Genomic DNA, 14,496 nt, shown 5'->3' with positions numbered 1-14,496 from the left:
TATGTATTTAAGTTTTTTTAATTTAACTGAAATGCCTTTCACCTTAACCCCAAACACTGAGTTTTTTTGTGCGCTTGAACCGCACCACGAAGCTATGCAAGTGCTGACCACTGCGCTAGAAATGGGTGAAGGGTTTATAAAAGTAACAGGGGAAGTAGGGACAGGCAAAACCTTACTATGCAGAAAGCTTTTAAATCAAATTGAAGAAGACTATTTCGTGGCTTATTTACCTAATTCTTATTTAAGCCCTGAAGAATTACGTTGGGCTATTGCTGTAGAGCTTGGCATGGATGTAGATAAAACACTAGATCAGCAATCGTTAAGTCAGCAAATAAACCATTACTTACTAGAGCTGCAAGAAGATAACGAACGGGTTGTGTTATTAATAGATGAAGCGCAGTGCTTGAGTTGGGATACACTTGAAGCGCTTCGATTATTTACAAACCTAGAAACCGAAACCGAAAAGCTTATTCAGGTGGTGCTATTTGGCCAACCTGAATTAGATGAAAAACTTGCTAATAGTAAAGTGAGGCAGTTACGCCAGCGGATCAGTTTTTCCTACTCATTGCGTGCAATGACCGCCAGTGAAGTTATTTATTATATTAACCACCGTTTACAGGTGGCAGGCTTCAATCAACCGCTACTATTTACTAATCGATTAGGATTAAAAATAGCGCGTGCAAGTCGAGGCATTCCACGGTTGGTCAATATTTTATGCCACAAAGCTTTACTGCAAGCTTACGGCGAAGGGCTTAATAAAGTAACACCACGCCATGTACATCTTGCTATTGCAGACACCGAAGATTGCAAAAAGCACCATGCTAACCATTACTGGGCTTACAGCTTATTAGCTATTAGTGTGTCTGCTATTGCAGTAATGTGGATATGGAGGCAATGGTTATGAGTGTGATTAATAACATGCTCAAAAACATCGACCAGCGCCAAAATGCTCAGCGTAATCAGCGAAGTGCTGGGGTCGCTATTCGCCCCGTACGCGACTACCATGATGTATTATTTAAAGTGTTGAGTGTGTTACTCGCGATTGTAATTATTTTTACAGCCTACCTTTATTTGCCTTTTTCACAAGCACCTCAACCGAGTAGCGACACAGCTGAAAAAGCTCATGCTGTTAATAATAGTAGCCAGCCGGTTGAAATTGCTCAAGCTAAAATTACCCCCGTAATTAAGCCTTTAAAACTATTAAGCGAAGAGAGCGCAGCTGCTGAAGCGCCTTACAATCCTGCAGTTGCGCAAAAAAAGCTGGCGCAGGAGCAAAGTAATAACGCGTTGCTTAAGCAGGCAAAAGACGAAATAATACAACAACACGCTGTAGACAAAGACACGCTTCTTAGAAAAAAAACAAGCCCCACAGAGACAAGCGTAAAAGTAGCCACTAGTACAGAGATAAATGCCCCACTTGAAGCAAAAAGCAGTGCACCAGTAAAAAGCATTACACAGGCTGAGCAGCCACCCGCTGAAAATAAATTAGTAAAAACGCTAAGTGTTAAACAAACCAAAGCCCAGCGCATAGCACAGCAATTAAAGCGTGCTAAACAAGCGTTGGAATTTGCTTTATATGATGATGCGATTAACGATTTAACCGCTATTTTACAAACACAACCTGAGCATATAGAAGCGCGTAATTTACTCGCGGCAACCTACTTTCAACAACAAGATGTACTTATGGCTCAGCAGTTATTAGTTGCTGGTATAAAAATAAACCCTGAGGTTGTGCAGTGGAGAATCATGCTCAGTAAAATTTTAATTATGCAGCAAGAGTATGAAGGCGTGCTTAAACTGCTTATAGCCGAACTTGAGCCGCAAGCAAACTTGGAGTTTTGGGTATTAAAAGGCACTGCAGCACAAAATGCACAGCAACATCAAATAGCGCTTGCGAGTTTTACACAGCTTACACAGCTTCAGCCTCAACAGGCTAAATGGTGGCTGGCGTTAGCTACTTCAAAAGATGCATTGGGGGAATTTGCTGATGCAAAGCACCTTTATAAAGTTGCCCTAGATTTAGGCGGTTTAAATGCCGCAATGACGCAACATGCACTTAAGCGTTTAGTTGTATTGAAGGAGGCTGCATGAGACCCAGTTTAAAAATGCGCTTAGGGGACTTACTCGTTCATGAGCAAATGATCACCGAAGCGCAGTTAAGCGAAGCACTCAATGTACAAGCCGCGTCAGGGCGTAAGTTAGGCGCTACATTAATTGCGCTTGAGTTTATAAGCGAGCCACAGTTATTACGCTTTTTAGCTCAACAATTACAAATACCGTTTTTAGATATTTCGCAGCGCAAAATATCTTCAGATGTATCTAAATTACTTTCAGAGGTTTATGCCAGACGCTACCGAGCATTAGTAATAGAAGATAACGGGGATTCTGTGTTAGTTGGAATGAGTGACCCCGCTGATTTGAGAGCATTGGATCAGTTAGCGCCAATGCTAGCCCCTAAGCGAATTGAGCTTGCTGTTGTGCAAGAAAGCCAGCTTATGGCAGCGTTTGATAATGTGTACCGCCGAACAGAAGATATTACTAACTTTGCTGAAAAGCTACACGAAGAATACGAAGACGTAGAAGAGTTTGATCTTAATTCCTTAGCAGATGAAACCTCTGACGCCACCGTAGTAAAACTACTGCAATCTATATTTGAAGATGCAGTACAAGTACGTGCCTCAGATATCCACATAGAACCCGATGAAAGGCTATTACGCATTCGCCAACGAGTTGATGGTGTATTGCAAGAGCATACACTTAACCAAGTAAAAATAGCCTCTGCTTTAGTACTTAGGCTAAAACTTATGTCGGGGTTAGATATATCGGAGAAGCGGTTACCGCAAGATGGCCGTTTTAATATAAAAGTGCACGCGCACAGCATTGATGTACGTTTATCGACAATGCCAGTGCAATATGGTGAGTCTGTTGTGATGCGCTTGCTTGATCAATCTGCTGGCCTCTTATCGTTAGACGAAACAGGTATGCCGGTGCATATTTTAAAACGCCTGCGCAGCATTATAAAACGCCCTCATGGCATGGTGTTAGTGACTGGGCCTACCGGCTCAGGTAAAACCACCACTCTGTATGGTGCTTTAAGTGAGCTTAACCAACAAGAAAGTAAAATTATTACCGTAGAAGATCCGGTTGAATACCGGATTGGACGGGTAAATCAGGTGCAAATTAATAACAAAATAGGCTTAAGCTTTGCCAGTGTACTAAGAACCACACTACGGCAAGACCCCGATATTATTATGGTTGGCGAAATGCGTGACCAAGAAACCGTTGATATAGGGCTAAGAGCTGCATTAACGGGGCACTTAGTACTTTCTACGCTACATACCAACGATGCTATATCAAGTGCAATGCGATTAATTGATATGGGGGCACCCGCTTATTTAGTCGCCAGTTCACTGCGCGCTATTATTGCTCAGCGCTTAGTTAGGCGTATTTGTAATGAGTGTAAAACACCCTATCACCCAGATAAACAAGAACAAAGTTGGCTTACCTACTTAGGTGAAGATGTTAGCAGCACACAATTTTGGCGAGGCCAAGGCTGCACAGCGTGTAGTCATAGTGGCTATAAAGGTCGGGTGGGGGTTTTTGAACTGCTAGAAATGAACGACGCTATGATGGATGCCCTGCGTATTAACGATACGCAGCGTTTTGCCGAAGCGGCTAAAAATAGCGCTAATTTTGCACCGCTTTCTTATATGGCTTTAACGTATGCAAAGCAAGGCATTACCTCATTAGATGAGGTATTTAAAGTGGCTGAATATGTACCTGAAATAGTAGGTGATGACGATGCGACTTTATAGCTACAAAGCCAAAGATGCCAAAGGAGAGTTGGTTAAGGGCCAAGTTGAGGCTAATAACGAAGCGGGTGTGGCCGATAGCTTATTTAGGCGCCAGTATATACCGATTTCAATCACGTTGGTTGAAACCAAAAACAATATCAAGTTATTCGATAACCTATTCAGAGAAAAAATAACCCTTGATGACATGATTATGTTTTCAAGGCAAATGTATTCGTTACTCAAAGCCGGGATCCCCATTATTAGGGCAATGATAGGCCTTGCTGATACCACGCAAAATAAAGAGTTTAAAAGTGTATTGCTTGAAGTCACACGCCAGCTTGAACAAGGTCGTGAGCTCTCTAGTGCGCTAGCCATACACAACAAGGTTTTTAGCCGCTTAACTATTGCTATGGTTAAAGTGGGTGAAGGTTCAGGGAGATTAGAAGATGCCTTTTATCAACTGGCTATTTACTTTGAAAAAGAACAAGAAACCCGAAAGCGCATAAAATCCGCTATGCGTTACCCGACCTTTGTTATTTTGGCGCTTTTAGTGGCGATGATCATATTAAATATTTTTGTGATCCCAACCTTTGCCAGCATGTTCGAAAAATTTGATGCAGAGCTGCCTTTAATGACCCAAGTTCTTATTGGTACCAGCCATTTTTTTGTCAATTATTGGTGGTTGCTATCGCTAATGTTAGTGGGTGGAGTCGTTGCATGGCGTCGGTATTTAAATACGTCGGCTGGGCGCTTTAAGTGGGATAAGCACAAACTTAAAATTCCATTTGTAGGCGATATTTTAAAACGCACCTTACTTGGCCGTTATAGCCAAAGTTTAGCCATGGTGCTGCGCTCGGGCGTCCCTATGACGACAGGGCTGTCGTTAACGGCCCACGCAGTTGATAACAGCTACATGGAGAAAGCCATTATCACCATGCGTCAAGATATCGAAAAAGGCGACAGTTTGTTGCGGGCGTCGCGAAGTAGCGAGCTATTTTCTCAGTTGGTACTGCAAATGGTGGCAGTGGGTGAAGAAACCGGTCGCGTAGATGAGTTATTACAAGAAGCAGCTGATTTTTATGAACGAGAAGTCGATTACGATTTACGCAGTTTAACCGCAAAAATAGAGCCCATTTTGACGGTGTTTGTTGCCATTATGGTGCTTATTTTAGCACTCGGTATTTTTATGCCAATGTGGAACATGATGTCGGCTATTAAAGGGTAGCCATTGTGAATAACTGGCGCGCTCATGAAACAGGTTTCTCATTGTTTGAGCTGATTTTAGTAGTTGTTTTACTGGCAGTTATTATCGCTTTTGCTATACCTCAATACATAGGCATTAAAAATCAGGCACACAATGCGAGTGTGGATGTGGTGGCTGGTGGATTTGCCTCTGCGGTGTTGATGGTCAAAGGTCAGTGGGAATTATCGGGGCGTCCAAAGGGCGTTAATAATACAACACATATTAATTACGGAGGTGTCATTGTTGGTGTCGATGGACACAGAGGCACACCAACGGGTGATAAAACGACTAATACTGATACGCGGGCCAGCGCAATGACTGCACTGAAATGCCAAAAAGTATTTAAGGTAATTTTACAAGATGCGCCTACAAGCACATTAAGTAACGAGGTTTCTATAATAACCAAGGTGAGTTATTTGGTGCGTTATAACACTAAAAAAAACCAGTGTATTTATTATTTAACCCATAATTTAAACACTAACAACCTACCTACCGATGGCGCAGTTATGGCTAAACACGTAGGGTTTTCGTACTTTCCAACAACAGGCAAAGTGCAAATTTTTAAAAACTAAGTAATTATAAAGAGGCTTACTTATGAAAACGCAGTCATTAAAACAACCAATGAATAAGCAAGCAGGTTTTACGCTTGTTGAACTAATAATTGTAATTGTAATTTTAGGTATTTTAGCGGTGACCGCTGCCCCTCGTTTTTTAAACCTGCAGGGTGATGCTAACGCTTCTACACTCGAAGGTTTACAAGGTTCAATTCGCAGTGGTATGAATATTGTTAATGGTAAGTCTATTATCGCCAGTACCCATAAAAAAGCTTCAGATTCGGTTTCTGTAGATAGTGGTGCAGACGTATCTATAGTTTATGGCTACCCTGCAGCGACGGAAGCAGCTTTTGAAGCTTTTTTAGATGTTGAATTTGCAGCTGATGACTCTGCAGATTTTAACCTTGTAGCAGTTGCTGATGATGAAAAAGCAATTATTTTCCCTAATAGCTACGTGCAAACTGATGATTGCCGTATTGAGTATACACAAGCATCAGCAACAACAACGACTACAACGCCAATACAAACAGTTGTAACGCCTCCTACTGTTACGCTTATCACGAGTGGGTGTTAATTTATATAAATGAATAGCAGTAGTAATCAACGATTGCGTGGCTTCACACTGGTTGAATTAATTATTACTTTAGTTATTTTGGGCATACTGTCGGTAACGGCAGTGCCCAAGTTGCTAGGCAGTTCAACAGAGCAAGCATACTCATACAGAGATAGGGTATTAAACGCCCTACGCACAGTACAATTACGCGCGATGCAAAATACTGCAACAAGCAGCTGCCATAAACTGTATATTTCACCTACCTTGGTTGCGGGGCCAGAGCCAGAAACCTGTGCGGGCGGCCCAAGTACTAACAATAGCGAGCATTTAGTTGTCGAAATAAACACTGGGCGTAGTGACGTACTTTTTAATGCTTTAGATAGCAATGGCAATACGTTTTCGCAAATAAACTTTGATCCACTTGGAAGGGCCGATCAAAATTGCGCAGTACAATGCAAAATTGACCTTGGCCTAGCAGCGGTGTGTATTAGCGGTGAAGGGCTTATTTATGCCTGCCAATAAAAAACAATTAGGCTTTACTTTAATAGAGCTGATTATTGGTATTGTCATGTTTGCTATTGCGCTAAGCATTATTACAGCGCTTATAGCACCGCAAGCAAAGCAAAGCGCAGAGCCTATCGATGCTCTAAGGGCATCTGAGCTTGGGCAAGCCTTAATGAACGAAATTTTAGCTAAATCATTTGATGAACATAGCGAACGTTCGCCTCCATTTAGGCGCTGCTCCGAAACAAGTTTAGGTGCTCAGCCTTGTAGTACTAGTTCTGAACTGGGGGCCGATAGCGGTGAAACACGGACAAATTTTAACGATGTTGATGATTATATTGCGCTCACCGGGCAGCCTATTAGTGATAGTTTAGGGAATACATTAGCGCAATACAGCGATTTTTCACTGGCTGTGAAGGTGCAATACGACAGCGACCTAAACGAGGCAACCAATAACGATGGCGTTGTCTTTAAACGAATTACCATTGAAGTAACCTCACCCTTGGGGCAAGTGTACGGCTTTAGTGCATATAAAGGTAATTACTAATGAATAGAGCAAAGCAAAAGCGTGGCTTTACTTTAGTTGAGCTATTACTTGTGATGGTAATTATTGGTATTTTAGCCGTGGCGTCATTTTCGTTTATTAGCGCCGGATTTAATATTTACAGCCAAGGTGTAAAACGCCAAGAAGCGGTGGCGCAAAGTCGTTTTATTTTAACCCGGTTAAGTAAAGAGCTTCGCCACGCAACCCCTAACTCACTGCGCTTAAATTGCGATAACGCCAGCAATGGAGCGTGTAGCACGCAGCAGTGTTTAGAATTTACGCCGTTCTTATCTGCCACTCACTATACCGATTACTTACCCACTAGTGCCCCTTTTGAGATTACCGCCGTTAATTTTGCGCTTAATAATTTGACTGAGCCACAAATAAACGATTGGGCAAGTATTTATCCATCAAATAGCGGCGATATATACGATGAAAGTCAAAATAAGCGTCTACAAGTTAGCGGCTACAGCGCCGTTACAAGTGAGCTCGATACATGGCAATTTAGCAAAGCATTTGCTCAAGAGTCACCGAGTAAGCGCCTTTATTTATTAGATCAGCCCGTTAGCTTTTGTGTAGAAGGTAATTCACTGTACCGCTATAGCAACTACGGCTTTACTACAAGCCAATTAAACGCCGCCAGCTTACAGGTTAGCTCGGGCGTTAAACGCGATTTAATGAGTAATTATATTGCCAATAACTTAACGAGCAGAGCCTTTTTTACGTTAAGTGAGATTTCGCTACAGCGCAGCGCGGTTGTTAATGTGTTTGCGCTAATGGGGTTTAACGACACCGAACAAATAAGTATTAGCCATGAGGTGCATGTACCTAATGTCCCCTGATATAAAAAACATCAGTTTTGCTAAAAAGCAGCAAGGTAATTTGCTCATAATTACATTGGTGATCATAGTCACTTTGCTGGCATTGGGGCTGGCGCTTTCAAAAGTGTTATCGGGGGCGGCGCAACAAAATACCATTGAGTATTACGGCGCGCGTGCTTACATGGCAGCGCAAAGCGGGTTAGAAGCTGGATTAAGTGAAATTTTTGCACTAAATAGCGCAGCACAAACATGCAGTGCGGTGACCACTAGTAGGAATTTTAGCACCGTCTATCTAGCCAATTGCGAGGTTGAACTAAGTTGTAGTGAATACATAGCCTTACCCGACAGTAGCACTCGCTCTGGCACGGTAAATATTTACTATTTACAAAGTGCCGCAACGTGTGCCGCCAATGACTGTGCTGCAGGTTCAGCATGTCAAAAAGAGTATTGGCAAACCCAGCGTACCTTAAGTGTGGAGGCTAAAACATTACCATGAGCAAATATACCCTCTGTGTTTTATGTTTAATAGGTTTACTGTTAGGCGCAAATGCCATGGCTGTACCGCCTAAAATTGAAGGACGATTTATAGAGCTACAAAACACGTATACTTCACCCATTTGGACAAAAATAAACTTTCAGCAGCAATATATAACACCGCCTGCGGTATTTATGTTGTCAACTAATCAAGGCGGTAACCCCGCTATAGTGAGAATACGCAATGTAACAACCACAGGGTTTGAAGCACTTCCACTCGAGCCATCGGGAGAAGATGGCGAGCATATAACCATGGGCGCGCATTATTTAGCGGTAGAATACGGAGTGCATGAATTTCCTGATGGCACCATTATGGAGGTAGGGAGCACCGACTTACGCCTTGAGCTACAATATGGTGCTAAGTCGGGATTTGCCCCCCTCACACCGAAAGGTTACAAAGCCCTAACTTTTGATAAACCATTTACTGTTAGACCTAACTTTTTCCATTCTTTACAAACAATTAATAGTTTAGATAGCAATCCTCCGTCACAAGCGTTAGTTCCTTTTTTGACTATAGCGGTAGAAACAGGAAGTTTATCAACCACAGAGGTAAATATAGCGTTAGAGGCCTCGGAAACCGCATTAGGTGTTATTCAAAGTGAAACGGTGGCTTACATGGCCGTAGAACCAGGCAGCAATCGTACCTTTACTGATGACAATGGTGTAGAAGTGTTGTGGGAGACCTTTTTTACAGGATTCGAAGTTGATGGTTGGAGTGATGGATGTAACTACTTTAATTTTAACAATAACTTTAGTGAAGCGCCGCTGGTGGTGGCAAGTAAAAATTCCCGACTTGAAGAAGACGGGGGGTGGCTGCGCAGCTGTAATTTAAGAGCGAATCGATTAGGGCTGGTGGTTGATGAAGACCGCGATGGCGACAGAGAGCGTAACCACGTAAAAGAAGAAGCCTCTATATTGGCCATGACCAGTACGTTTGTATTTAATGGCGATATTTTAGATTGCGATACTTTATTTCCTGGCGCTATTTCTACCTACAATGATGGGCAAGTGCAGCTTGTTCAAGGTGTGCAAATAACCGATAGCAATGCACAATTTATCACCACCACTAATTTAATATCAACTGCACTAACTAACCCGCCTTTGTGTAATGGCCAAGGCTGTGTAGCAACAGGGTATAACTCCCTAGAGCCAAATCAAGCTGCGCAAGTACCTACGGTCACAAACGATGGAAGCTCAACAGGTGATGTGCCTATAACCTTAGCTGGCGATTATTTTTATGACGAGTTAGTACTGAACTTATTAGAGGATGAATACAGGGTAGCAGCGCCTACCCGAATTTTTTTAAAAGATACATCATCGCTAATTTCTAATGCATTTTTGAACATAGGTAAAACAAATATAGCGGTTGAACAAGGGGCATACTTAGCCATATACGTAGATGGCGATGTTGCCATTGCGGCCGATGCAAATATTGCTGCATATATTGTCGCAACGGGAGAGGTAAGAATTGCCCAAAACGTTACTTACCAAGGCTCAATAACCGCTGCAACACAAGTAATAACAGAGGGCAGCTCTACGTTTGATGCGTTAACAGTGCCTCAGAGCATTCCAGGGTTTTGCGGTATTTTTACGCCAGTTTTGCTTGATCACTACCGCCTATCAATGAGTGATAACCAAGGCTTAACCTGCCAAGCAAAAGAAATGACGCTAACTGCCTGTGCAAACGATGCATGTGATTTACTCTATGATGAACCCTCTGCACTTGATCTTTCTCCAAATAACAATGGCCAACAAAGCTGGGTAAGCGGTGAAAATATTACCTTTACAGGCTCTACTCCCGTGGCGCTGGCAAAGCGCACCACAGGAACGGTAACACTTGGCTATAATACCGCAGACCCTTCTGCACCGCTGCGTTGTTACATAGGTGGCAATAACGTAGGGCTCGGTGGGTGCAAAGTGGTTTTTTCTGATGCTGGGTTTATTTTTAATAACGACACAACCAATACAGCGAGTATCCCCACTCAATTATCTGGTAAACCCTCTAGCGAGGGTTTTAATGCCGCCGAGCTATCCATTCAAGCGGTTAAAACAAATACTACAACAGGCGTATGCGAAGCCGCATTCCCTGCCGGTGGTCAAGTTGATTTAGATTTAGCGTATACCTGCAGTACCGGCGCTACGTGTTCAGATCCAATACAACTGAGTAATAATGCGAATACTTATAGCGTGCAGCAAGCATATCAAACTTTTTCGCTCACCTTTGATCAAGACTCAAAAGCGCCTATTGCTATTAACTACCCCGATGCCGCTAAATTAAGCTTAAATGCGCGGGCAACACTTGTACTAGACCCAATAACTAACCTATCAGTAAGTTTAACAGGTAGCTCTAACGATTATGTAGTTAAGCCCTTTGGGCTCGCGATGCAAGTTGCAAGTGACGGCTATGCCCAAACAGCAAATGACAGCTTATTCAGATTAACGGGGGAGTCATTCGATTTAAAAATGAATGCAGTACAGTGGAGAGCAGAACAAGACTCTAACAACGATGGAGTACCCGATAACTACAGCGCAATTCATAACAACCCTATCGCTAAGCACTTTATTAACGAGTCGCCGTTAGTAACACATAGCTTGGTTTTACCCGGTTCAGGGACTGAGGGGCAAATTGACGCGCTAAATACTAATGCGTTTACCGATACAGGTAGTTTAAGTGAATCCATATCGCAGTACGCTTATGACCAAGTGGGTATTATAAACGTATTCGCGGGTTTGCAAGATGGCGATTATTTTGGTGTAGGCGATGTAAAAGGACAGCTAAACAACGTAGGGCGGTTTGCTCCATCGCATTATCAAGTTTTAGGTGTTCAAGCTGCTGCGCAATGTACACAGTTAGGCAGTAATTTAACGTATTTAGATCAGCCCTTTGAGCTTGGCTTTACCGTACAGGCGCTTAATCATAACAATCAATTAATGGCTAATTACAAGCAAGGTTTTGAAAAAGCGCAAGTACAAATAAATGCCGAAAACAATCAAGCTGGTAATTATGTACCAGCAACAACACTAACCAGCCGAATAGCTAATATAAGCAGCAATAGTTGGAACACCCTTGCCGATGGGCAATGGCAAATGAGTGATAGTACGGCCATGTTAACGCGTTTGGCGACTAATAACCCCGATGGCCCATTTTCTATGGTTAGTCTTATGGCTACTGTAACTAACAGAGAAGGTGCAACGTTAATCGATGCAAATGATGAACCGAACACACAAGCAAACTGCATCAGTACTGGGTGCAATAGCGTGCGTTTAAACGATGTGCCAATCGACTTTCGATTTGGACGCTTAGTGCTAGGCAACAATTCCGGCTCTGATTTAGACCCATTACGGGTCCCTATGCAGGCTCAGTACTATAATGGCTCAGGTTTTGTGTTAAATAGCGAAGATAATTGCAGCGTATTTGAGCATCCACAGTTATCGCAAGTTTCGCCATCAACGCCACTATTAACCTATGAGTATAGTAATGGCAGCGCTGGGCAACTCGAAGCCGGTAGCTACCCGGTTAATAATTCAATTTATGCTATGCCAAATGGGGGGGGTACCTTTACGGTAGAATATGAAACAAAAAATTGGTTAAAGTGGGATTGGCTTGGTGATAATTCACAACAAGATCCCCACGCTATTTTGCAATTTGGTCGCTTTAGAGGAAATGATCGGGTTATTTACTGGCGTGAAACAAGAGAATAGTTGTAAACTAAGATAATAATTGAACAAAGCTTGTGTTTTGTGCTTCAAGTAAATAGCATAAGGCATTGGGTGTATTGATTTTTGAAGGTTAAAAAGTATTCAGTCTTCAAAAATGAGTACACTTTAATAAACAATAATAACGACCAAATAATTGCCGCTTTTTGGGACTGGAATATATGCGAATTGCTCCTTTATCTCTATTAATTTCCGCTAGTATGTTAGCTAGTAGTGCGTTTGCACAAGACACAGCAACAGTAACTGGAATTGAGTCAGAGATCAGTATTAAACAAACAGAATACGATAACTCGACACAAATACTTGAAAAACACTTAAAAGAAGAAAGTCAGTTACAAAACCAGCTTGAATTACTTCGTTCTCGCTCTACAGAGCTCGATAAAGAAAAAAACCAAGCCCTGGATGCGATGAATGAAATGTATCGCCGTTTAATTGATGACCCAACACTTGATATTAGCGCTGCTCAGTCGCGCTATCAAAAAGCAGTGGTTGATCACAAGCAAAATAAAGACGACATCTCAATGCAGTTGGCGGCAATTGCATCTCATCGAAAAGATATTGAGCAAATTCGTGTTGCAAAACATACCTTGTTAAACACTTTAGAGAGCTTAAAAGAGCAACTAACTACAGCTCGAGTAGAGCGTTTACGAAATGAGTTTACCCGCGAAGGGACACTTGAGGTAAACCACACAATAAACTGTAAGCGCACTGAAACACTTGCTGCCTGTGAGCAACGCGGCCAACAGATGGGCTTACAAAAAGCCACAAAGCGTTTTATTGATCAAATATTTGCTAACTTAACAGAAGAGCGCATTGTTGAGCCAAAACGCAATATGGCAGGTGCACAGGTACAAATTTTAAATAGCCACGTAGTTAACAGTGCATTTAGCGGACAAGGTAATTACAACGTTAATTTAAGCGTAACGATGCGCGGCGAAGTAAATAGTAGTCGTTTATGTAGCTTATTAAGCGTAGATAATCGTTATTGTTCTGAATATGGCTCACCACTAGCAACAGCGTATCAGCCAGGTTACGGCGCAACCTACTCTGATAGTCAGTTAACATTCAGCAATGCCACGGATAATAACGGCACAGTGGCGGTATCGCGAATGAGTAAACAGCCAGTGCGTGATTATTCAGTAAAATCTGCACCTACAAAAAAAAACTATCCATCAATTATAAATAAAGAAAAAAATCAGCAAGTTGAGTTGACTTTACGTTCAAATGTTTATGATGATGAAGTGTTTATTGATGGGGTGAGCTTTGGCTCTACGCGCTTAGTTACTCGTTTACCGCGTGGGGTGCATAACATAGAGATCCGTAAACTAGGTTATAAGCCTTACAAAGTAAGAGTTGATTTAACAAAAGCACAGACTATTCATGCTAATTTAGTAAAAAAGTCTGAGTCGATTGCTGCACCGGCTTACACTCGCGAGCAACCAAAGCCTGCAAATCGTACCGCAAGTACTACGCGCAGTGCTAACGTACAAAGCAATGTTGTAGTTGTGCCCGCTGGTAAATTTAAGATGGGCGATATTAACGGCAATGGTTTAGCGAATGAACGCCCTGTTATTGAAAAAGTAATAGCCAGCTCATTTGCTATGCAAACCAAGGAGGTTACCGTAGGTGCCTACGAAGCGTTTGTAGCAAGCACAGGATATAAAACACAAGCTGAGCAAAACAAAGGGTGTGCTTATTATTTAAATGGCGAACCCGTATGGGAAGCTAATTTAAACTGGCGTAACCCAGGTTTTGAGCAAAGCAGCGATTTTCCTGCTGTGTGCTTAACATTTAACGACGCGAAAGCGTACGCCGAATGGCTCTCTGGCGAAACTGGCCAGCAGTACCGTTTACCTAATGAAGTTGAATGGGAATACGCCGCTCGTGCAGGTACAGAAACAGAATACCCTTGGGGTAACGAAATAGGTAAAAATTTAGCTAACTGTGGTTGGTGTGGTAGCGAATGGTCAAACAAACGTGCAGCACCGGTGGGTTCTTTTTCTCCTAACGCATTTGGATTATACGACACCGTAGGCAATGTGTGGGAATGGACAGCTAAAGAGTCAGGCGAATCTGATGTTGCAGTAAGAGGCGGGGCGTGGAACTTTGCACCGAGCCTTGCTCGAGCTTCAACACGTTTAATTTTAGCGCCAGATTTTAGATCTAACTACATTGGCTTTCGCTTAGTCCGCGAACGATAGCATTTAACCAAGGAAGCCTAGCTTCCTTTTT

The 14,496-nt window shown here is 42.4% G+C and carries 12 protein-coding genes; all 12 read left to right on the top strand.

What is annotated here, in order from left to right:
* The first annotated feature begins 1 nt into the window (after nt 1).
* Nucleotides 2-904, top strand: coding sequence for an AAA family ATPase (locus AABI99_RS00710; protein WP_338362652.1), 903 nt, complete (start codon nt 2-4; stop codon nt 902-904).
* Nucleotides 901-2,091 (top strand): tetratricopeptide repeat protein, encoded by a 1,191-nt coding sequence (locus tag AABI99_RS00705; protein WP_338362651.1) that lies wholly within the window; start codon nt 901-903, stop codon nt 2,089-2,091. Before AABI99_RS00710 ends, AABI99_RS00705 begins: the two co-directional genes overlap by 4 nt.
* Complete coding sequence (locus AABI99_RS00700) at nt 2,088-3,815, top strand: GspE/PulE family protein (protein ID WP_338362650.1); 1,728 nt, start codon at nt 2,088-2,090, stop codon at nt 3,813-3,815. The genes AABI99_RS00705 and AABI99_RS00700 overlap by 4 nt, the downstream gene beginning before the upstream one ends.
* Complete coding sequence (locus AABI99_RS00695; RefSeq protein WP_338362649.1) at nt 3,802-5,019, top strand: type II secretion system F family protein; 1,218 nt, start codon at nt 3,802-3,804, stop codon at nt 5,017-5,019. Before AABI99_RS00700 ends, AABI99_RS00695 begins: the two co-directional genes overlap by 14 nt.
* A gap of 5 nt (nt 5,020-5,024) precedes the next feature.
* Complete coding sequence (locus tag AABI99_RS00690; protein ID WP_338362648.1) at nt 5,025-5,609, top strand: agglutinin biogenesis protein MshB; 585 nt, start codon at nt 5,025-5,027, stop codon at nt 5,607-5,609.
* A 22-nt stretch (nt 5,610-5,631) separates the two neighbouring features.
* Nucleotides 5,632-6,165: a prepilin-type N-terminal cleavage/methylation domain-containing protein gene (locus AABI99_RS00685; protein ID WP_338362647.1), complete on the top strand. Its 534-nt coding sequence runs from the start codon at nt 5,632-5,634 to the stop codon at nt 6,163-6,165.
* 9 nt (nt 6,166-6,174) lie between these two features.
* Nucleotides 6,175-6,666, top strand: coding sequence for a prepilin-type N-terminal cleavage/methylation domain-containing protein (locus tag AABI99_RS00680; RefSeq protein ID WP_338362646.1), 492 nt, complete (start codon nt 6,175-6,177; stop codon nt 6,664-6,666).
* Entirely contained in the window at nt 6,653-7,195 is a 543-nt protein-coding gene (locus tag AABI99_RS00675) for a type II secretion system protein (protein ID WP_338362645.1), read from the top strand. The genes AABI99_RS00680 and AABI99_RS00675 overlap by 14 nt, the downstream gene beginning before the upstream one ends.
* The gene (locus AABI99_RS00670; protein WP_338362644.1) at nt 7,195-8,034 is read left to right on the top strand and encodes a type II secretion system protein; all 840 of its coding nucleotides are present in this window, start codon (nt 7,195-7,197) and stop codon (nt 8,032-8,034) included. The genes AABI99_RS00675 and AABI99_RS00670 overlap by 1 nt, the downstream gene beginning before the upstream one ends.
* Nucleotides 8,024-8,509 carry an agglutinin biogenesis protein MshP gene (locus tag AABI99_RS00665; protein ID WP_338362643.1) on the top strand — a complete coding sequence of 162 codons (486 nt, stop codon included), beginning with the start codon at nt 8,024-8,026 and terminating at the stop codon, nt 8,507-8,509. The genes AABI99_RS00670 and AABI99_RS00665 overlap by 11 nt, the downstream gene beginning before the upstream one ends.
* 56 nt (nt 8,510-8,565) lie before the next feature.
* Nucleotides 8,566-12,249: an H-type lectin domain-containing protein gene (locus tag AABI99_RS00660; protein ID WP_338362642.1), complete on the top strand. Its 3,684-nt coding sequence runs from the start codon at nt 8,566-8,568 to the stop codon at nt 12,247-12,249.
* A gap of 176 nt (nt 12,250-12,425) precedes the next feature.
* Nucleotides 12,426-14,465, top strand: coding sequence for an SUMF1/EgtB/PvdO family nonheme iron enzyme (locus tag AABI99_RS00655; RefSeq protein WP_338362641.1), 2,040 nt, complete (start codon nt 12,426-12,428; stop codon nt 14,463-14,465).
* The last annotated feature ends 31 nt before the right edge of the window (nt 14,466-14,496 follow it).

The organism is uncultured Pseudoalteromonas sp. (genome assembly GCF_963922945.1).
Lineage (GTDB): Bacteria > Pseudomonadota > Gammaproteobacteria > Enterobacterales > Alteromonadaceae > Pseudoalteromonas.
This window is presented reverse-complemented; position numbering and strand designations above follow the sequence as displayed.

What these genes read in the sequence shown, in the direction of transcription:
- AABI99_RS00710 (WP_338362652.1), top strand. Translation starts at nt 2, where the DNA reads ATGTATTTAAGTTTTTTTAATTTAACTGAAATGCCTTTCACCTTAACC.
- AABI99_RS00705 (WP_338362651.1), top strand. Translation starts at nt 901, where the DNA reads ATGAGTGTGATTAATAACATGCTCAAAAACATCGACCAGCGCCAAAAT.
- AABI99_RS00700 (WP_338362650.1), top strand. Translation starts at nt 2,088, where the DNA reads ATGAGACCCAGTTTAAAAATGCGCTTAGGGGACTTACTCGTTCATGAG.
- AABI99_RS00695 (WP_338362649.1), top strand. Translation starts at nt 3,802, where the DNA reads ATGCGACTTTATAGCTACAAAGCCAAAGATGCCAAAGGAGAGTTGGTT.
- AABI99_RS00685 (WP_338362647.1), top strand. Translation starts at nt 5,632, where the DNA reads ATGAAAACGCAGTCATTAAAACAACCAATGAATAAGCAAGCAGGTTTT.
- AABI99_RS00680 (WP_338362646.1), top strand. Translation starts at nt 6,175, where the DNA reads ATGAATAGCAGTAGTAATCAACGATTGCGTGGCTTCACACTGGTTGAA.
- AABI99_RS00675 (WP_338362645.1), top strand. Translation starts at nt 6,653, where the DNA reads ATGCCTGCCAATAAAAAACAATTAGGCTTTACTTTAATAGAGCTGATT.
- AABI99_RS00670 (WP_338362644.1), top strand. Translation starts at nt 7,195, where the DNA reads ATGAATAGAGCAAAGCAAAAGCGTGGCTTTACTTTAGTTGAGCTATTA.
- AABI99_RS00665 (WP_338362643.1), top strand. Translation starts at nt 8,024, where the DNA reads ATGTCCCCTGATATAAAAAACATCAGTTTTGCTAAAAAGCAGCAAGGT.
- AABI99_RS00660 (WP_338362642.1), top strand. Translation starts at nt 8,566, where the DNA reads ATGGCTGTACCGCCTAAAATTGAAGGACGATTTATAGAGCTACAAAAC.
- AABI99_RS00655 (WP_338362641.1), top strand. Translation starts at nt 12,426, where the DNA reads ATGCGAATTGCTCCTTTATCTCTATTAATTTCCGCTAGTATGTTAGCT.